General features: G+C 70.3%; 15 protein-coding genes. 4 read left to right on the top strand and 11 right to left on the bottom strand.

Annotated elements, in window-relative coordinates:
* Nucleotides 1–11: 11 nt before the first annotated feature.
* The 3 genes from ABKA17_RS05315 to ABKA17_RS05305 form a co-directional block, all read right to left on the bottom strand.
* Nucleotides 12–251 (bottom strand): RNA-binding protein, encoded by a 240-nt coding sequence (locus tag ABKA17_RS05315; protein WP_003973401.1) that lies wholly within the window; start codon nucleotides 249–251, stop codon nucleotides 12–14.
* 2 nt (nucleotides 252–253) lie between these two features.
* A complete protein-coding gene (gene rpsP, locus ABKA17_RS05310; RefSeq protein ID WP_020138753.1) occupies nucleotides 254–673 on the bottom strand; it encodes a 30S ribosomal protein S16 in 420 nt (139 codons plus the stop codon).
* Nucleotides 674–940: 267 nt separating this feature from the next.
* Nucleotides 941–1537: a hypothetical protein gene (locus ABKA17_RS05305; RefSeq protein WP_055517136.1), complete on the bottom strand. Its 597-nt coding sequence runs from the start codon at nucleotides 1535–1537 to the stop codon at nucleotides 941–943.
* A gap of 574 nt (nucleotides 1538–2111) precedes the next feature.
* Between ABKA17_RS05305 and ABKA17_RS05300 the strand changes: the two genes are divergently transcribed.
* A complete protein-coding gene (locus ABKA17_RS05300; protein ID WP_353690630.1) occupies nucleotides 2112–2969 on the top strand; it encodes an SAM-dependent methyltransferase in 858 nt (285 codons plus the stop codon).
* A gap of 27 nt (nucleotides 2970–2996) precedes the next feature.
* Here the strand turns inward: ABKA17_RS05300 and ftsH are convergent, their stop codons facing one another.
* From ftsH to nsdA, 6 genes are all read right to left on the bottom strand, one after another.
* A complete protein-coding gene (gene ftsH, locus ABKA17_RS05295; protein ID WP_353690629.1) occupies nucleotides 2997–4934 on the bottom strand; it encodes an ATP-dependent zinc metalloprotease FtsH in 1938 nt (645 codons plus the stop codon).
* 174 nt (nucleotides 4935–5108) lie between these two features.
* A complete protein-coding gene (ffh, locus tag ABKA17_RS05290) occupies nucleotides 5109–6662 on the bottom strand; it encodes a signal recognition particle protein (RefSeq protein ID WP_353690628.1) in 1554 nt (517 codons plus the stop codon).
* A gap of 83 nt (nucleotides 6663–6745) precedes the next feature.
* Nucleotides 6746–9199 (bottom strand): [protein-PII] uridylyltransferase, encoded by a 2454-nt coding sequence (locus ABKA17_RS05285; RefSeq protein WP_353690627.1) that lies wholly within the window; start codon nucleotides 9197–9199, stop codon nucleotides 6746–6748.
* Between the two features lie 24 nt (nucleotides 9200–9223).
* On the bottom strand, nucleotides 9224–9562 hold the full coding sequence (locus ABKA17_RS05280) for a P-II family nitrogen regulator (protein WP_003997576.1): 339 nt from the start codon (nucleotides 9560–9562) through the stop codon (nucleotides 9224–9226).
* Nucleotides 9559–10896: an ammonium transporter gene (locus tag ABKA17_RS05275; protein WP_353690626.1), complete on the bottom strand. Its 1338-nt coding sequence runs from the start codon at nucleotides 10894–10896 to the stop codon at nucleotides 9559–9561. Before ABKA17_RS05275 ends, ABKA17_RS05280 begins: the two co-directional genes overlap by 4 nt.
* Nucleotides 10897–11210: 314 nt before the next feature.
* Nucleotides 11211–12698 carry a transcriptional repressor NsdA gene (gene nsdA, locus ABKA17_RS05270; RefSeq protein ID WP_353690625.1) on the bottom strand — a complete coding sequence of 496 codons (1488 nt, stop codon included), beginning with the start codon at nucleotides 12696–12698 and terminating at the stop codon, nucleotides 11211–11213.
* A gap of 447 nt (nucleotides 12699–13145) precedes the next feature.
* Between nsdA and ABKA17_RS05265 the strand changes: the two genes are divergently transcribed.
* Complete coding sequence (locus tag ABKA17_RS05265) at nucleotides 13146–13811, top strand: bifunctional DNA primase/polymerase (RefSeq protein WP_353690624.1); 666 nt, start codon at nucleotides 13146–13148, stop codon at nucleotides 13809–13811.
* 84 nt (nucleotides 13812–13895) lie between these two features.
* On the opposite strand, the gene ftsY is transcribed toward ABKA17_RS05265, so the two are convergent.
* Complete coding sequence (gene ftsY, locus ABKA17_RS05260) at nucleotides 13896–15098, bottom strand: signal recognition particle-docking protein FtsY (protein WP_353690623.1); 1203 nt, start codon at nucleotides 15096–15098, stop codon at nucleotides 13896–13898.
* Between the two features lie 130 nt (nucleotides 15099–15228).
* Here ftsY and ABKA17_RS05255 point away from each other — a divergent pair, with 130 nt between their 5' ends.
* Both ABKA17_RS05255 and ABKA17_RS05250 read left to right on the top strand, forming a co-directional pair.
* Nucleotides 15229–16650, top strand: coding sequence for a cytosine permease (locus ABKA17_RS05255; RefSeq protein WP_353690622.1), 1422 nt, complete (start codon nucleotides 15229–15231; stop codon nucleotides 16648–16650).
* Nucleotides 16651–16697: 47 nt separating this feature from the next.
* On the top strand, nucleotides 16698–17669 hold the full coding sequence (locus ABKA17_RS05250; RefSeq protein WP_353690621.1) for an LLM class flavin-dependent oxidoreductase: 972 nt from the start codon (nucleotides 16698–16700) through the stop codon (nucleotides 17667–17669).
* Nucleotides 17670–17785: 116 nt separating this feature from the next.
* Here ABKA17_RS05250 and ABKA17_RS05245 read toward each other — a convergent pair whose 3' ends face one another.
* Nucleotides 17786–19204 (bottom strand): sugar porter family MFS transporter, encoded by a 1419-nt coding sequence (locus ABKA17_RS05245; RefSeq protein ID WP_353690620.1) that lies wholly within the window; start codon nucleotides 19202–19204, stop codon nucleotides 17786–17788.
* Between the last annotated feature and the right edge of the window lie 150 nt (nucleotides 19205–19354).

Genomic DNA, 19354 nt, shown 5'->3' with positions numbered 1-19354 from the left:
TGCGTGTTGCGTCAGCGGACATGGTCCACGTCGACGAGGTCGACGCGGACACCGCGGCCGCCGATGGCGCCCACGACGGTACGCAGAGCGCGTGCGGTGCGGCCGTTGCGACCGATCACCTTGCCGAGGTCGTCGGGGTGGACCCGGACCTCCAGCACTCGCCCGCGGCGCAGGTTGCGGGATGCGACCTGCACATCGTCAGGGTTGTCGACGATGCCCTTCACGAGGTGCTCGAGAGCCTCCTCGAGCATGCTCAGGCCTCGGTCGACTCGGACTCGGCGGCAGCCTCGTCCTTCTTCTCAGCCTTCTTCTTCTGGGTGATGGCCTCACCCTTGCCCTCGTCGTCGCCACCGAGGGCGTCGAACACGGGGCGCGCGGCCTTCGGCTCGGCCACGAGCAGCGGAGCCGGGGCCGGCAGGCCCTTGAACTTCTGCCAGTCGCCGGTCAGCTTGAGGATGGCGAGGACGGGCTCGGTCGGCTGCGCGCCGACACCCAGCCAGTACTGCGCACGCTCGGTGTCGACCTCGATGCGCGAGGGGTTCTGCACCGGGTGGTACAGGCCGATCTCCTCGATCGCACGGCCGTCACGGCGGGTGCGGGAGTCGGCGACGACGATGCGGTAGTGAGGCGAACGGATCTTGCCCAGACGCTTCAGCTTGATCTTGACTGCCACGGGAGTGGGTTCTCCTGGTTTTGACGTGGTTGGGCACGGCGAGATTGCCGCGTGGGGTTGCGGTACCCGAGTGCCCGATGGACGCGTCAGCCGGAGGCGAGAGGGTTCCTGTGCGGCTGTCGAGTACAGCTAGCCATTGTGCCACACCCCACGGGTCGCGTCGGACCGAGGCCGCGCGGAAGGCACGCCTGAGGGGCACCCGGCGTGGCAGGGTGCCCCGGGCGTCGTTCCGGCACCCACGAGATGCCGGGACTCCACCGGCCGCGGCTACGCCGCCCCGACGACCTCGGGAATCCGGAACGGCTTGCCGCACCCGCCGCAGACGATCGGCGCCTGCGCCAGTACCGACGGGACGACGCGCACGTTGCGGCCGCAGTCGCAGACCGCCTTGACGCGTACGCCACCGCCGGAGGAGCCGTGCCGGGCGGCCGGGCCGCGGAAGGAGCGGGCCGTGTCGGCGGAGGTGGCCGCGGTGTGGGCCTTCAGGGCGCGCTGCAGCCGCTCGATGGTCGGGCGGTAGCGGCGCTTGGCCTCGGGGTTGAGCGTGACGAGCGAGAAGCCGCTGCTGGGGTGCGGTTCCTCGGGGTGGTCCAGGCCCAGCTCCTCGGCGATCGCGAGGAATCTGCGGTTGTGGTAACGGCCGGCGCGGGAGGTGTCGCGGACGCCGCGCGCGGCGGCGATCCCGTGGACTGCCTCATGGAGCAGTCGCTCGAAGGAGAGCTCGTGTCCGCACGCGGACGACGACTCTCCGATCAGGGACTCAGGCGCGGCGAGGTCCGGCAGCTCGGGGTGGTACCGCTGAATGTCGGCCCACGCCTGCGCCAGCTCGGCGGCGAGAACAGGTGGTGTCTGTGTCGTGCTCACGTAATGACAACGAGCGTGAGGGCCCGTGTGTTCCTATTCCGGGCCATCCCAAATAATTTGCACGTACCCGTCAGTTGCCGCTGATGCGTCCTGACGAGGGCGGGTGCGCTGATCTGCGGAGAAGCCTCACAGCTCATACCAAGGCGGTACGTAGTCTGATATACGCCCCGGCCTGTAGACGGTGTCCGCACTCCGGGGCGACTGAGGTCCGCGGATGCGCAAGGGGCGTTTCGGTCGCTCTCCCACCGGAAGGGCCCTACCCCAGTCAGCGCACGCGACGACCGCGACGTTACCGGGCGCCTGGCCGCCGACCGGGACCGACCCGCCCCACCGACCAGACACCGTACGCGGACCTTGGCCTGAACCGCTTCGCCACGGCGTGATCGTACGGGCCCAGGTTGCCGGGATGTGAAATCTCGCCACGTGCGCGGGGAACCCGCAAGCCGGGCCCCACAGACCCTGGACGCGCGGTCGAGTGCGGAGTTATCTGGCATACGGGGGGAGTGCGAGCGCACGTCACGGGGGCCATGCAAACGGGCACAGAGGTAACTCTCGGCGGATTGGGGCGCTTTCGATGACACCTACGCTCGTGCGGCAGCACCGGACTCACACGGGAGACGCGCCCCGTGTGGACCTGGGTGCACGCGCGCGTGACTGGTCCGAGATCCAGGAGCGGATGCTGGTCCCGCTCTACGAGGCCGTCTACGAGCGACTCGAAGTGGGTTCCGGCACCCGGCTGTTGAGCCTCGGCTGCGGCAGCGGGCTCGCCCTGCTGATGGCGGCGTGCAGAGGAGCCGCGGTCACCGGTGTCGACTCCTCGTCCCCCGAGCGACTGGCCCTCGCGCGGGAGCGGTTGCTGCCCGAGGCGTGGGGCACGCGTGCGCGTGCGGACACCCGGCTCATCGACGGTCACCCAGAGGACGCGGCCGACGCGGAGACGCCCGCGTACAACCTGGTGACCGCTTTCGAGCCCATCGGGTGTCTCGCAGGTGACTCGGAGGGGCTCGCCGGGCTGCTCGCCGCCGCCGCGCCGCTCGTGGAGCGGGGGGCGCCCGTGGTGCTGGCCGGCTGGGGTCCGCCGGAACGCTGCGCCACGTCCTCCGTGCTGCGGGTGGCCACGAAGCTGGCGGATCCGCTGCGCAGCACGGGCAGTTGGCGCCCGGCCCTGCGTGACGACCTGGAGGAAGTCGCCCAGCGGGCGGGCCTGAAGCCGGACGGCTCCGGCCGGGTGGCGTGCCCCTTCGGTTACGCCGACGTGGACAGCGCCCTGCGCGGCCTGCTCTCCACCAGCCTGTTCGACGCGGCGATCTCCGCGACGGACCAGGCGCAGGTCGACAAGGAGGTCACGGAGGCGCTCCACCCGTACCAGCGCAGGGACGGGACGGTGTGGATGCCGAACGTGTTCCGTTACCTGATCGCGCGCGTCCCCTGACACCGGCGCACGGGCCCGGCGGCCACCCTAGGCGTCGTCCTTCGTCAGCCGTGTGATCCCCGCGATCCGGTACGCGTCCGCCTCCTCCAGCGTCTCGTTCTCCAGCAGCGCCTGGGCCAGGGCGTCCAACTGGCCCCGGTGGTCGCGGAGTTTGCGGCAGGCCTCCTCGTAGCAGTCGTCGACGATCCGCCGCATCTCGTCGTCGATCACGTCGAGGGTCTGCGGGGCGGCCGCGAGCCCGTACGCCTGCTGGGCGTCGTTGGGGAGCGCGGACAGCCGGCCCACGCGCTCGCTCATCCCCCACCGCGCCACCATCCCGCGCGCGATGTTGGTGACCTGTTCCAGGTCGTTCTCCGCACCGGTGGTGATCACGCCGTAGACGACCTGCTCGGCCGCCATCCCGCCGAGCGCGCCGATGATCCGGCCGCGCAGGTACTCCTCGGTGTAGGCGTACCGGTCCGCGTCCGGCGTCGACAGCGTGACGCCGAGGGCACGTCCGCGCGGCACGATGGTGATCTTGCGGACGGGGTCGGCCCCCGGCCGGAGCATGCCGAGCAGGGCGTGTCCGCTCTCGTGGTAGGCGGTGCGGCGGCGCTCCTCCTCGGGCATCACCAGCGGCCGTTCGGCGCCCAGTTGGACCTTCTCCAGCGCCTCCGAGAGGTCGGTCTGGGTGACCTCCTCCTGCTTGCGCTTGACGGCCAGCAGCGCCGCCTCGTTGGCGAGGTTGGCCAGTTCGGCGCCGGTCATGCCCGGGGTCGTACGGGCGACCTGGGCCAGGTCGACGCCGGTGGCGAGCGGGATCTCGCGGGTGTGGATCTCCAGGATCGCCTCGCGGCCGCCGCGGTCGGGGGGCGAGACCATGACGACCCGGTCGAAGCGGCCGGGGCGAGTCAGGGCCGGGTCCAGGACGTCGGCGCGGTTGGTCGCCGCGATGACGATGACGCCCTCCGAGCCGGAGAAGCCGTCCATCTCGGTGAGGATCTGGTTGAGCGTCTGTTCGCGCTCGTCGTGGCCGCCCATGCCGGAACCGCCGCCACGCGCGCGTCCGATGGTGTCGATCTCATCGATGAAGATGATGGACGGGGCCACCTTGCGGGCCTCCGCGAACAGTTCACGCACGCGTGAGGCGCCGACGCCCACGATCATCTCGATGAACTCGGAGGCGGACGCCGAGAAGAAGGGCACCCCCGCCTCACCGGCGACCGCGCGCGCGAGCAGCGTCTTGCCGGTACCGGGCGGACCGGCGAGCAGCACACCACGCGGCATCTTGGCGCCCATCCTCCGGTACGCGTCCGGGTTCTTGAGGAAGTCGACGACGTCGTTGAGCTCGCCCTCGACCTCGTCGATGCCCGCCACGTCCTCGAAGGTCGTGCGCCGCTCCCCCGACTCCAGCTCGACCGGTTTCGGCGGCGCCTTGCGGCCCAGCATCCCGCCCGCCCCGCCCATGCCGGCGCGCATCCGCCGCGCGATGAAGATCCACAGCACGATCAGGAGCAGCATCGGGGCGAGGGAGATCAGCAGATTGGCCAGAAAGCTGCGGTGCTGGACGACGGGCTCGGCCGTGACGGTGACCTTGTTCTTGGTCAGGTCGTCCCAGAGCTGGTCGTCGGCGAAGGTGGGCCGCTCGGTGTTGAACTTGGTGTACTTGCCGTCGCCGTCCGGGTCGTCCTGCTCCTTCTTTAGCTGGCCCTGGATCGCGTCGCCCTTGGCGTAGATCTTGGTGACGTTGCCGGCGTCGACCTGCTTGCTGAACTCCGTGTACGAGATCGTCGGCTCGTCGCCGTCGTTGAAGTAGGACAGCACGAGGTTGGCGGCCAGGAACACGATCAGCGCGGTGAGGAGCAGGCTCCACCAGCCCCCGCGCGGCCTGCGCCCGCCCGACGACGGCTTCGGCGGCTCCTCCGGGGTGCCCTCGGTACGCCAGGGCTGGTCGGGAGACTTCCGCGACGGCGCAGGGTTGGTCATATCCGGACGTTACGACAGGAAAGCGGCACGAGCATGTGCGCTTACGTCGCTGGAGGCACCCCCAAGCCCTCGGACATCCCAAGCCGTCCGGCACCCCGCCCCAAAGGGCGCCCCAACCCAAAGGGCGCCCCTCCGAAGAAGGGCGCCCCAAGGACGTACGACAGGCGATGCGGGTCAGCCCATGAACTTCTTGAACTCGTCCGGCAGCTCGAAGTCCTGCGGGGCCTGCTGGCCCGGGACACCGAAGGCGTTGCCGCCCTGGGCGCCGGCGGCCCTGCGCGCGGCCTCCTCGGCCTCCTGCTGCTTGCGCTTCATCGGGTTGCCGGAGCGCTGCTTGCCCTTGGCCTGCTTCGGCTGCTTCTTGGTGCGACCGGCGCCGCCACCCATGCCCGGCATCCCCGGCATGCCGGGCATCCCGCCGCCCTGGGCCATGCGGGACATCATCTTGCGGGCCTCGAAGAACCGCTCGACGAGGTTCTTGACCGCGCTGACCTCGACACCGGAACCCTTGGCGATACGGGCGCGGCGCGAGCCGTTGATGATCGTGGCGTCGGCGCGCTCGGCCGGGGTCATCGACTTGATGATGGCGGCCGTGCGGTCGACGTCCCGCTCGTCGAGGTTGTTGATCTGGTCCTTGATCTGGCCCATGCCGGGCAGCATGCCGAGCAGCTTGGAGATGCTGCCCATCTTCCTGACCTGCTCCATCTGGGCCAGGAAGTCGTCCAGGGTGAAGTCCTGGCCCTTCTTGGACGCCAGCTTGGAGGCCATCTTCTCGGCCTCTTCCTGGCTGAACGTCTTCTCCGCCTGCTCGATCAGGGTGAGCAGGTCACCCATGTCGAGGATGCGGGAAGCCATCCGGTCAGGGTGGAAGGCGTCGAAGTCGTCGAGCTTCTCGCCGTTCGACGCGAACATGATCGGCTTGCCGGTGATCTGCCGGATCGACAGGGCCGCGCCACCGCGGGCGTCACCGTCGAGCTTGGAGAGCACCACGCCGTCGAAGCCGACGCCGTCGCGGAAGGCCTCGGCGGTGTTGACCGCGTCCTGACCGATCATCGCGTCGACGACGAAGAGGATCTCGTCCGGGGAGACCGCGTCCCGGATGTCCGCGGCCTGCCGCATCATGTCCTGGTCGATACCGAGGCGACCCGCGGTGTCGACGATGACGATGTCGTGGACCTTCGCCTTGGCGTGCTCGATGGAGTCCTTGGCGACCTTGACCGGGTCACCGACGCCGTTGCCCGGCTCCGGCGCGAAGACGGCCACGCCCGCGCGGTCGGCGACCACGCTGAGCTGGTTCACGGCGTTCGGGCGCTGGAGGTCGGCGGCGACGAGCAGCGGCGAGTGGCCCTGGCCCTTCAGCCAGTGGCCGAGCTTGCCCGCGAGGGTGGTCTTACCGGCACCCTGGAGACCGGCCAGCATGATCACGGTGGGCGGCTGCTTGGCGAAGCGCAGGCGCCGGGTCTCGCCGCCGAGGATCGTGACGAGCTCGTCGTTGACGATCTTCAGAACCTGCTGGGCGGGGTTCAGCGCCTTGGAGACCTCGGCACCCATCGCGCGCTCCTTGACGTTCTTGATGAACGTCCGCACGACGGGCAGGGCCACGTCCGCTTCGAGGAGTGCGATGCGGATCTCGCGCGCGGTGGCGTCGATGTCCGCCTCGGAGAGCCGTCCTTTGCCGCGCAGGTTCTTGAAAGTCGCTGAGAGGCGATCGGAGAGAGTATCGAACACGGCGCTCGCGGTCCTCGGGGTCGGTGGCAGCTGGGAATCGCCCTCCAGGGTATCCCGGCGGCACGCGTCACCGGGATCCCCGTTCAACCTCGCAGGGTCTCCTCCAGTTTCCGCGCCACGGAAGCCGCTTCCTCACTGGGCAGCGGAGCCCCTTCAGGCCCGGTGACATAGAAGGCGTCGACGGCGTTGGCGCCGAGCGTGGACACATGCGCGCTGCGGACACGCACGCGTGCGTCCTCCAGCGCCCGGCCGATCCGGAACAGCATCCCGGGGGCGTCCTGCGCGCGTACCTCGATGACCGTGGCGAGACGGGAGGCGGCCGGGTGGACCGAGACCCGGGCCGCCGGCGGCACCACACCGCGCCTGCGCGGGTAGGCCGCGTCACGCTCCGCCAGCCGCCCTGCGATGTCCAGGGAGCCGTCCAGGGCCCGTACGAGGTCGGCGCGGAGCCGGGCGGCCTGCGGCAGCGAGCCGTACTCCGCCGCCACCCGCCAGTTCAGCAGCAGCACGGAGCCCTCGACGCCGTCCGGCAGGTCCAGGGCCCGCAGTTCGGCCGTGCGGACCGTCAGTCGGTGCATGGCCAGGACTCCGGCCACCGCGGGCAGGACACGCGGCTGGTCGGGTACGGCGATCAGCAGCTCCACGCCGAGCGGCTCGGGGTCGCCGGGCGGCTGGTCCTCGGCGCGGGCCGGCGCCTCGGTCTGCGCGCGCAGCGACAGCACCGGGCTGCCCGTGGCGACCGCCTCGATGGCGAGCCGCTCCTGCTCGGCGGTGGGTGCGGCGGCCTCGGGCTCGTCGGGTTCGTCCCCGGCGAGCACGGCCGCGACCCGCTTGACCAGGTCGGCGACGAGCGAGCCCCGCCAGGACGACCAGGCGGCCGGTCCGGTGGCGAGCGCGTCCGCCTCGGTCAGCGCGTGCAGCAGCTCCAGGGTCCCCTGCGAGCCGACCGCGTCGGCGACCGACCGGACCGTGGCCGGGTCCTCCAGATCGCGCCGGGTGGCCGTGTCGACGAGCAGCAGATGGTGCCGTACGAGGGAGGCCAGCACCGCCACGTCCTCGCGGTCGAAGCCGATCCGCGCGGCCACGTCCTTGGCGATGATCTCGCCCGCCACGGAGTGGTCGCCGGGCCAGCCCTTGCCGATGTCGTGCAGCAGCGCGGCGACCAGGAGGAGGTCGGGGCGGTGGACGCGGCGGGTGAACTCCGAGGCGCGCACCGCGGTCTCGATGAGGTGCCGGTCGACCGTCCAGATGTGGACCGCGTTTCGCTGCGGCCGGCAGCGCACCCGCTCCCAGTCCGGCAGCAGCCGGGTGATCAGCCCCTCGGCCTCCAGGGCCTCCCAGACGTCGATCGTCGGGCGGCCGGAGCCGAGCAGGGTCACGAGCTGTTCGCGCGCCTCGGCGGGCCAGGGCGTGGGCAGGGGGCGCACGTTGTTGGCCATGCGCCGCACGGCGTGCAGGGAGAGCGGGAGCCCGGCCTGTGCGGCGGCGGCCGCGGCGCGCAGCGGGAGGACGGGATCGCGCTCGGGGCGCGCGGCCCGGGCGAGCACCACCTCGCCGTCCTGCTCGACCACGCCCTCGGCCAGCGGCGAGCGCTCGGCGACCGGCTTGCCGCCGCCCAGCATGGCGCGCAGCCGCGGCCGCACGGCGCGCGACCTGAGCACACGCCCCACTTCACGCCAGGTGACATCACTGGCGTACGAGATGACCCGCGCCGCCTCGTACACCTGCCGCAGCAGGGTGTCCGCGTCGAGGAGTCCGAGCTCGGCGGCGACCTGGTCCTGCTCCTGGAGCGCGAGCCGGTCCGTCGCGCGCCCGGTGGTCAGGTGCAGGGCGTCACGGACGTCGAGGAGGCGGCGCCGGGCGTCGTCGAGTCCTTCGCGCGGGGCGTCGGCCAGCCAGGAGGCGGCGACGGCGCGCAGGGCGGTGGCGTCCCGGAGACCGCCGCGGGCCTCCTTCAGGTCCGGCTCCAGCAGGTACTGGAGCTCGCCCTGGCGCTCGGCGCGCTCGGCGCACAGTTCCTGGAGTTCGGGCAGGCGCTTGGGCGCCTGGTTGCGCCAGTCGGCGAGGACGGCGGTGCGCAGTCCGGCCGTCAGTCCCAGGTCGCCGGCGAGGTGGCGGGCGTCCAGGAGACCGAGTTGGACTTTCAGATCCTCTCCGGCCGTCTTGCGGGCCTCGGCGGGTGTGCGCACGGAGTGGTCGAGGGCGAGGCCCAGGTCCCAGACCGGGTACCAGAGGCGGTCGGCCAGGGCGGCGACCGCTCCGGTGTCGCTGCCGTCGTGCAGCAGGAGCAGGTCCAGGTCGCTGCGCGGGGAGAGCTCACCGCGGCCGTAGCCGCCGACGGCGACCAGGGAGACCCCGCGCAGTCCGTCGGCGCCGGTGTCGAAGAGCCCGGACAGCCAGTCGTCCGTCAGTTCGGAGAGGGCCGAACGGCGCGGCGGCCCGGACCGCGCCCCCTCGGTGAGGAGACGCAGCCGGGCCGCCGCATAGCCGCTGGGTCCCGAGTCTTCTGCTTCTTTACGCACGTCCGTACTCGACACCCAGCAGCTCCTGTTCTTCTTCTGTCAGAGCGCGTCGGGTCCGCGCTCGCCGGTCCGGACCCGTACGGCCGTCTCGACCGGCAGGGACCAGACCTTGCCGTCACCGATCTTGCCGGTGCGGGCGGCCTTGACGATGACGTCGATCAGCTGCTCGGCGTCGTCGTCCTCGGCGAGGACCTCGATGCGGATCTTGGGGACCAGGTCGACGGTGTACTCGGCACCGCGGTAGACCTCGGTGTGACCCCGCTGACGACCGTAACCGCTCGCCTCGGTGACCGTCAGGCCGTGCACTCCGAAGGCCTGGAGGGCTTCCTTGATCTCGTCGAGCCGGTGCGGCTTGACGACTGCGGTGATGAGCTTCATGCGTCCACCTTCTTGCTCGCTCCTGCGGCGGCCGGGGCGGCGACGGCCTTGGCGGCACCGCCACCCGCACCGCTGAAGTCGTATGCGGTCTCGGCGTGCTCGGCCTGGTCGATACCGGCGACCTCTTCGTCCTCGGTGACCCGCATACCGATGGTCTTGTCGAGGATGAAGGCGAGGATCGCGGAGGCGATCAGGGAGTAGGCGAGGACACCGCCGACACCGGCGAGCTGCTTCCAGAGCTGGGTGAAGCTGTGGTCGCCGTAGAAGACACCGGTCGCCTCGGACTGGCCCTTGCCGCTGGCGAAGAAGCCGATCAGGACCGAGCCGGCGATACCGCCGACGAGGTGGACACCGACGACGTCGAGCGAGTCGTCGTAGCCGAACTTGTACTTCAGGCCGACGGCCATGGCGCACAGGACACCGGCGATGGCACCGACCGCGATCGCGCCGATCGGGGTGACCGCACCACCGGACGGGGTGATGGCGACGAGGCCCGCGACCGCGCCGGAGGCGGCGCCCAGCGTGGTGAACGCGCCGTGGCGGATCTTCTCGTAGATGAGCCAGGCCAGCATGGCGGCGGCGGTGGCGACCTGCGTGTTGACGAACATCAGGGTGCCGACGCCGTCGTCGTTGCCGAGCCACGAACCGGCGTTGAAGCCGAACCAGCCGAACCACAGCAGACCGGCGCCGAGCATGACCAGCGGGAGGCTGTGCGGGCGCATCGGGTCCTTCTTGAAGCCGACGCGCTTACCGATCACGAGGATCACACCGAGGGCCGCGGCACCGGCGTTGATGTGCACCGCCGTACCACCGGCGAAGTCGATCACGCCCATGTCGAAGGCCCAGCCGCCGGTGCCCCAGACCCAGTGGGCGACGGGGAAGTAGACGATCGTGGCCCACAGCGCGATGAACAGCGCCCAGGCGGAGAACTTCACACGGTCGGCCAGCGCACCGCTTATCAGGGCGGGCGTGATGATCGCGAACATCAGCTGGAAGACCATGAAGGCCAGCACCGGGATGTTGTAAGGCAGCCAGAGGTCGCCCTTGTCGATGCCACTGAGGCCGACGAAGTCCGACGTCCAGCCGATGAGGCTGCCCTTGTCGGTGCCGAAGGCGAAGGAGAAGCCGTACAACACCCACAGGATGGTGACGATCCCCATGCTGATGAAGCTCATCATCAGCATGTTCAGGGTGCTCTTGACCCTGACCATGCCTCCGTAGAAGAAGGCCAGACCCGGGGTCATGAGCAGCACCAGGGCGGAACAGATGAGCATGAAGCCTGTGTTGGCGGGCGACAGCTCTACGTCTGCCGCCATCGTGATGGCTGGTGCCATCGGCGTCTCCTCGTCGTTGGTACGGCCCCGTGCGGGCGAAGCCTGAGCGGATTGAGGGGTGGGCCGGTTATGCGCCATGAGATTGGCGCAGCGCGGTTTCGTTGGAAGCCCCTCGTTGTTTCGCCGCCGTGACGAAGGCGCCTTGCGTGTTACGCGTCGATGAACTGGCAGATATGGGCCACATCGATCGTTATCGTGGCGCAACCTTCGATGAAGGAATCAAACCGGCCGCGGTCGGCCTTCCGATGACCTGGCATGGGGGAGCCGAGTCGGGCAGTTCGGGAGGGCCGGCCGCGGCCGGGGTTCGGGGAGTTTCAAACCGCCTCGGCGGTCTCCGGGAGTTCCACCGCGAGCTTGTCGGTCAGGTCGATGACCTCGGCTAGATCACCGAAATCGCGTACGGCCGTGTCGACCGTCTTTCGGATACGAGTGTTCACCCGCTCGGAGCGGACCTTCTTGGCGATGTGCATGGCCTGTTCCGCGAGGACCGCGCTCTGCCCGGGCTCGCGCTGGAGCAGGTGCACGGTGGCCATGCCGATCAGATTGAGTGCGTACGACCGCTGGTGCTCGGTGTCCTTGGCGAAGAGGTCCACGGCCCGCTCCATGAGCGGCTCGGCCAGGGAGGCGTAGGTGGGGCTGCGGCCGGCGACATAGGCCAGGTCACGGTAGGAGTGGGAGTTCTCGCCGTACAGCTCGGCCTCGGAGAAGAAGCGGATCCAGTCGGGGTCCGGCTCGTCCCACTCGTCGACGTCGGAGAAGGTGTCCTCGGCCATCCGGACCGCGCGCTTGCACTTGCCGGGCTGTCCCATGTTGGCGTAGGCGCGGGCCTCCATCGCATACAGCATCGACTGGGTGCGCGGGCTCGCGCAGTCCCGGCTGCCGTACTGCGCGAGGTGGATCAGCTCCAGGGCGTCGTCGGGCCGGCCGAGGTGGATCATCTGGCGGCTCATGCTGGACAGGACGTAGGAGCCCAGCGGCTTGTCGCCGGCCTCCTTGGCGGCGTGCAGCGCGAGCACGAAGTACTTCTGCGCGGTCGGCTGGAGCCCCACGTCGTACGACATCCAGCCCGCGAGCTCGGCCAGCTCGGCGGCGACCTTGAACAGCTTGCGGGTGGTGGCCTCGGGCTGGGGTTCCTGGAGGAGGTCGGTCACCTCGTGCAGCTGGCCGACGACCGCCTTGCGGCGCAGACCGCCACCGCACTGGGCGTCCCACTGCCGGAACATCACGGTGGTGGACTCCAGGAGGTCCAGCTCGGGCTTGGACAGCCGGCCGCCCCGGCGGTGCGCGGACTCCGGTTCGTGGTGCGGGGCGGACGGGGAGGGCACGAGCCAGCGCTGCATGGGCTCGATGAGGGACGGGCCCGCGGACAGGGCCAGCGAGGTCCCGAGGAAGCCGCGCCGCGCCAGCATCAGGTCGCTGCGCGAGAACTCGCTGAGCAGGGCCACGGTCTGCGGGCCCGTCCAGGGCAGGTCGACCCCGGACACGGACGGTGACTGGCGCGCGGCGCGCAGCCCGAGATCCTCCACGGAAACCACACAGCCGAACCGCTCGGAGAACAGCTCCGACAGGATCCTGGGGATCGGTTCGCGGGGATTCTCGCCGTCCAGCCAGCGGCGGACGCGCGAGGTGTCGGTGGAGATGTGGTTGGCCCCCAACTGGCGGGCCCGGCGGTTGACTTGGCGGGCGAGCTCGCCCTTCGACCAGCCGCTGCGCACGAACCACGAGGTGAGCAGCTCATTGGGGCGCTTGTCGCCGTTCGCCGCGCTGCCGGCGCCTGTTCCGCTCTCGCCGTTGCCGCTCACTGGAACGCCCCCATCCCTGAGACCACTTGTCGCTGAGTGCGCCAAGCCCTATCAGAATGCCGGTAAATACGGCCGTCCGTCCGGTGGTTCTCACCCTTCGAACGGGATACCGACTTGCCTCCGGCATACCCACAAGTGCATGTGCCCCCAGGACTCGTGCACTCAAAGTAATCCTACGATCACCCCTCCAGCCATGGCGATCCCGGAAACGCCACCATTCGCCACCCCTTCGAATGAACTCACGGTCGCCCACACGCGATTCACTTGACATAGGACAGCCGGGAGTGGGCGGAGCGGAGCATTCAGGGGCGCGCAAGTCCGGGCGCACCACCCGGGGCGCACCCGGGCGCCGAGTGGACACGCGCGAGTGGACACCCGTGACACCGCTCAGGTCACTTTCCGTGCCCGTCTCGTAACCACCGGTGCGTCGGACCCGTTGGAGGGGGCATGGGCTTCACGATCGGCAGCAGTCGGGGCATCCGCGACATCCGGTCCTCCTCGCGTCGCCGCGGCCGCTCGTCGGAGTGCACCGCCGTGGCCGAGTTCACCGGACTCTGGGGCTGGGACGTGGTCCCGGGCGCCCGGGCCGCCGCGGGCGCGTGCTCCTGCGGCCGGGCCGACTGCCGGGCACCGGGCGCGCATCCGCTGGACTTCGCCCCCGAGGTGCCCGCCGGGGCGACGCTGGACGAAGTGACCGGCGCCTGGGCCGAGTTCCCCGGCGCCTCGGTGATGCTCCCGGTCGGCCGGGCCTTCGACGTGATCGAGGTCGCCGAACCCGCCGGGCGCCGCGCCCTGGTCCGCCTGGAGCGCATGGGCCTCCCCCTCGGCCCGGTCACCGCCACCCCCGACGGCCGCGCCCACTTCTTCGTCGCCCCCGGCGCCGCCGCCGAACTCCCCGAACTCCTCTACCGCATGGGCTGGGACGACCCCACCTCCCTCGACCTGCGCGGCCTCGGCCCCGGCACCCACATCACGGCCCCGCCCTCGGACCGCGGCGGCCTGGGCCCCGTGAACTGGCTGCGCCCGCCCGCCCTGGACTCGGCGACGAAACCACCGGCGGCACGCCTGCTGCTCGGGACGCTGGCGTACGTGGCGCACAGGTCGCGCGCGTAGGCGTACACGGCGAAGTGCCCGCTCCCAACTGCACCTTGGGGGCGGGCACTTCTTCGCGCATACGGCCTTTGCGTGTACGTTTCCTCAGTCGCCGATGAGCGCGTCGACGAACGCCTCCGGCTCGAACGGCGCCAGATCGTCCGCCCCCTCACCGAGCCCCACCAGCTTCACCGGTACGCCCAGCTCCCGCTGGACCGCGACCACGATGCCGCCCTTGGCCGTGCCGTCGAGCTTGGTCAGCACGATGCCGGTGATGTCGACGACCTCGGCGAAGACGCGGGCCTGCACCAGACCGTTCTGCCCGGTCGTGGCGTCCAGCACCAGCAGCACCTCGTCGAGCGGCGCCTGCTTCTCCACGACCCGCTTGACCTTGCCGAGTTCGTCCATGAGTCCGGTCTTGGTGTGCAGACGCCCGGCGGTGTCGATCAGCACGACATCGGCACCGATCTCCTTCCCCTCCTTCACCGCGTCGAAGGCGATGGAGGCGGGGTCGCCGCCCTCGGGGCCGCGCACGGTGTGGGCGCCGACCCGGTCGCCCCAGGTCTGGAGCTGGTCGGCGGCGGCGGCACGGAAGGTGTCGGCGGCCCCGAGCACGACGGTGCGCCCGTCGGCCACCAGGACACGCGCGAGCTTGCCGGTGGTGGTGGTCTTCCCGGTGCCGTTGACCCCGACGACCATCACGATGCCGGGCTTGGTGGTCTCGGGCTCGGTCTTCACGGTGCGGTCGAAGTCGGTGCCGACCAGCTTCAGGAGCTCCTCACGCAGCAGCGTGCGCAGCTCCGCGGGGGTCCGGGTGCCGAGCACCTTCACGCGCTCGCGCAGGCCCTCGACCAGTTCCTGGGTGGGGGCGACGCCGACGTCGGCGGTGAGGAGGATGTCCTCGATCTCCTCCCAGGTGTCGTCGTCGAGGTGCTCGCGCGACAGGAGCGTGAGCAGCCCCTTGCCGAGCGCGTTCTGGGAGCGGGAGAGGCGCGCGCGCAGGCGGACAAGCCGTCCGGCCGTGGGCTCGGGGACCTCGATCTCGGGGACTTCGAGGGCGGGCGGTTCCTCGACGACGACCGGGGCCGAGCCGTCCGGGAGGTCCACCTCCTCTATCGTCCGGCGCGGTTCGTCGCGGGGCGTCTCGGCCTCGTCGCCGACATGCGGCTCGGCCGGAGGGGCGGTGATGTCGGGCGCTGCGGGAGGCGGCGGGGGCAGCGGCTTCTTACGTCGGCTGCCGACGACGAGCCCGCCGAGCACACCGAGCACGACCACGGCGATGACTACAGCAAGGATGACGGTTTCCATAACCCGTCCAGTATCGGCCATGGGTCCGGACCGCACCCAGCACGCGTTTCCTCAAAGATCCGCTGGAGCAAACACTGGGACAAAACGCATCAAAGGTCCATTTAGTAGGACTAATGTACGATGGCGCCTCATGAGCGGTCTCGAAACGCACGGCCTGGAGCCGATCCCCCGCTCCGAGCGCACCGCCAGACCCCGCGAACTGTTCCCCACCTGGGTCGCCGCCAACATCAGCGTCCTGCTCCTGACCATGGGAGCGACCCTGTCCGTGTCGTACGGGCTCAACTTCTGGCAGGCCCTGGTGGTCGGCGTCGCGGCGCCGATCGTCTCGTACGGCCTGGTCGGGCTGATCGGTGTCGCCGGCAGGCGCGGCGGCGCCCCCGGTATGGCGCTGTCGCGCGCGGCGTTCGGGCAGCGCGGGAACCTGCTGCCGGGCTCGCTGATCTGGGTGGCCCGCTGGGGCTGGGAGACGATCAACGCGGTGACCGGCGCCTACGCGCTGCTGACGGTCCTGGACATCCTCTTCGGCATCAGGAGCAGCACTCCCCTGATCGTCGTCACGCTGCTGCTCTTCGTGATCACCACGTTCGCGATCTCCGGCCTGGGCATCAACGCCGTGCAGAGGTGCAACAAGTGGGCCACCTGGCTCTTCGGCGGCTTCTCCGTCCTCGTGCTCGGCCATCTGATCGTGGAGACGGACTGGAGCGAGGTCTTCGGGCAGAGTGCCGGACCGACCTCGGCGATGATCACGGGCGTGGGCCTGATCGCGGCGGGCGGCATCAGCTGGGTGCCCTCCGCCCCCGACTTCACGCGCTATCTGCCGGACTCGACACCGGCGGCGGCGATCGTACGCAACACGGTGGGCGGCGCCGGGATCGTCGTACTGCCGATGGTCCTGATGGGTGTGGTGATGGCCGCGTCGACACCCGACCTGGCCTCCGCCGCGGACCCCGTGTCCTTCCTCGGCGAGATCCTCCCGCTCTGGCTCGCGGTGCCCTATCTGCTGATCGCCCTGGTCGGCACGCTGCTGATCAACTCGATGTCCATGTACTCGGCGGGCTTCACCGCCCAGACCCTGGGCTTCCGCATCCCGCGCCACTGGGCGGTCTCGGTCAACGCGGTGATCTCCCTGGTCTTCGGCGGCGTCCTGATGCTCGCCGCGACCGGCTTCATGGGCCCCTTCGTCACCTTCCTCTCCCTGCTCGCGGTGGCCTTCTCGGCCTGGCTCGGCGTCTTCGGCGTCGACATGCTGCGCCGCGAGGAGTACGACGCCGAGGCGCTCCTCGACACAGGCCCCACCAGCGCCTACTGGTACCGGGGCGGTTTCGGCCCGGCGGCGGTCGCGGCCTGGGCGGCCGGCCTCGGCAGCGGGCTGCTCTTCACCGCCTCCGACTGGTTCACCGGCCCGCTGGCCTCGAACAACCCGATCGGCGAGTACGGCCTCGGCTGGGTCGCCACGATCGTCGTCTCGGGCCTGCTGTACGCGGCGCTGCCGAAGCCGGCGGTCCCCGGGAAGACGACCGGGGGCGAGAGGCCCGCGGCCATGGCCATCTGACGTACCGTCAGCTACCGTCCCCCACCACCGACTGAAGGGGGACCCCCATGCCCGTCACGGTCGTCCGCTTCAACCTCGTCGAACCCGGCGCCACCCCCGCCTCCCTGCGCGCCCGCTATCAGGCCGCCCTGGAGATGGCCGCGTACGCCGACGAGCACGGGATCACCACCGTGCAGACCGAGGAGCACCACGGCGTCGCCAACAACTGGCTGCCCTCGCCCTTCGCCTTCGCGGGCGCCGTCTTCGGCGCGACCCGCCGGATCGCGGTCACGGTCTCGGCGATCATCGGCCCGCTGCACGACCCGCTCCGGCTGGCCGAGGAGATCGCCGTACTGGACCTGCTCAGCGGCGGCCGGCTGGTGACGGTCGCCGGGATCGGCTATCGGCCCGAGGAGTACGCCCAGTTCGACGTCGACTGGAAGCGGCGCGGCAAGCTCCAGGACGAGCTCCTGGAGACCCTGCTCAAGGCCTGGACCGGCGAGGAGTTCGAGTACCGCGGCCGTACGGTACGCGTCACCCCGCGCCCCTGCACCGACCCGCACCCCCTGCTCCTGGTCGGCGGTTCCTCCCGGGCCGCCGCGCGCCGCGCCGCACGCCTGGGCCTGCCGTTCTTCCCCAGCGCGCATCTGCCGGAGCTGGAGGCGTACTACAAGGAGCGGCTGGTCGAGTACGGCACCGAGGGCTGGACCATGATGCCCGCCGCCGAGACGCCGCTGCTGCACATCGCCGAGAACCCGGAGGAGGTGTGGGAGTCCTACGGCTCCTGCTTCCTGCACGAGGCCCGGACGTACGCCTCCTGGCAGTCCGGGGACATCCGGTCGGCCGTGAAGTCGGCGGCGACGAGCGTGGACGAGCTGCGCGCCGAGGGCGTCTACCGGATCCTGACGCCGGAGCAGTGCCTGGACCAAGGGCTCGACAACCTCGTACTCCATCCGCTGGCGGGCGGGATGCCGCCGGCGGAGGGCTGGCGGAGCCTCAGGCTGTTCGCGGAGCGGGTGCTGCCCGCGCTGAAGGACTGAGGAGAGCCGTGACGCACCGCCGCCCCGGCTCGGACAGTGGCCGAGCCGGGGCGGCGGCGGGATCCGGGGAGAAGGGCAGCGGGGATGGGCCCGTCCCCCCGAGTTCGTACGGGCGCTCAGCCCATCTCCTCCAGCGCCTTGCCCTTGGTCTCCTTCACGAACTTCAGGACGAAGGGGATGGAGAGCGCGGCGAAGACCGTGTAGATCACGTAGGTCGCGGAGAGGTTCCAGTCGGCCAGCGACGGGAAGCTCGCGGTGATGGCCCAGTTGGCGATCCACTGCGCGGAGGCGGCCACACCCAGGGCGGCGGCGCGGATCCTGTTCGGGAACATCTCGCCGAGGAAGACCCAGACGACCACGCCCCAGGACAGGGCGAAGAAGAGGACGAAGACATGGGCGGCGATCAGGGCGGTCCAGCCCTGCGCGGCCGGCAGCTTGCCGTCGACCAGGTCGAAGGAGAAGGCCCAGGCCTCCAGCGCCAGACCGATCACCATGCCGACCGAGCCGATGAGGGCCAGCGGCTTACGGCCGACACGGTCCACGAAGATCATGGCGATCACGGTGCCGACGATGTTCACGATCGACGTCGTGAACGAGTAGAAGAACGAGTCCGTCGGGTCGACACCGACCGACTGCCACAGCGTCGAGGAGTAGTAGAACGCGACGTTGATGCCGACGAACTGCTGGAAGACCGACAGGCCGATGCCGATCCAGACGATCGGCTTGAAGAAGAAGCTGCCGCCGAGCAGGTCCTTGAAGGTGGACTTGTGCTCGCTGTTCATGGCGTGCTCGATCTCGGTGACCCGGGCGTCCAGGTCGATGTCCTTGCCCTCGACCTCCTCGAGGATCTCGCGGGCGCGCTCGTGCTTGCCGACGGAGATCAGGAAGCGCGGGGACTCGGGGATCGCGAAGGAGAGCAGACCGTAGAGGACGGCCGGGATCACCATGACGCCGAGCATGACCTGCCAGGCCTCGATGCCCATCAGCTTGCCGCGCTGGTCGCCGCCCGCCGCGTTCAGCAGGCCCCAGTTGACCAGCTGCGAGATGGCGATGCCGATGACGATCGCGGCCTGCTGGAAGGAACCGAGGCGACCGCGGTAGGCCGGCGGGGCGACCTCCGCGATGTAGGCGGGGCCGATCACGGAGGCCATGCCGATGGCGAAGCCGCCGACGACCCGCCAGAAGGCGAGGTCCCACAGGGCGAAGGGCAGCGCCGAACCGACCGCGCTGACCGTGAAGAGGACGGCCGAGATCTGCATGCACCGGATGCGTCCGATCCGGTCGGCGATCCGGCCGGCGGTCGCGGCGCCGATGGCACATCCGATCAGGGCGACGGCGATGACCTGGGCCAGCGCCGCGGAGCCGATGTCATAGCGGTCCCGGATGGCCTCGACGGCACCGTTGATCACGGAGCTGTCGTAGCCGAAGAGGAAACCGCCCATCGCGGCCGCCGCCGCGATGAAGATGACGTGCCCGAGATGCTCGGGCTGAGCCGACCTGGCTCCTGACTTGGGTGCCTGCGCTGTGCTGGTCACGTTCAACTCCTAAGGCCATCGGCAACGCTGCCTGAAGGCAAGAACAACGATGCAGACCCTATGCCTTCAAGTTATGAAGTCAACACATGGGACGGTGTGAGAAAACAGGCACCACAGAGGAAGTTGAGTTCAAGGATTGAAGAAGTGAAA

The sequence above is a fragment of the Streptomyces sp. RG80 genome (assembly GCF_040446465.1).
In the GTDB taxonomy this organism is placed as follows: Bacteria; Actinomycetota; Actinomycetes; order Streptomycetales; family Streptomycetaceae; genus Streptomyces.
This window is presented reverse-complemented; position numbering and strand designations above follow the sequence as displayed.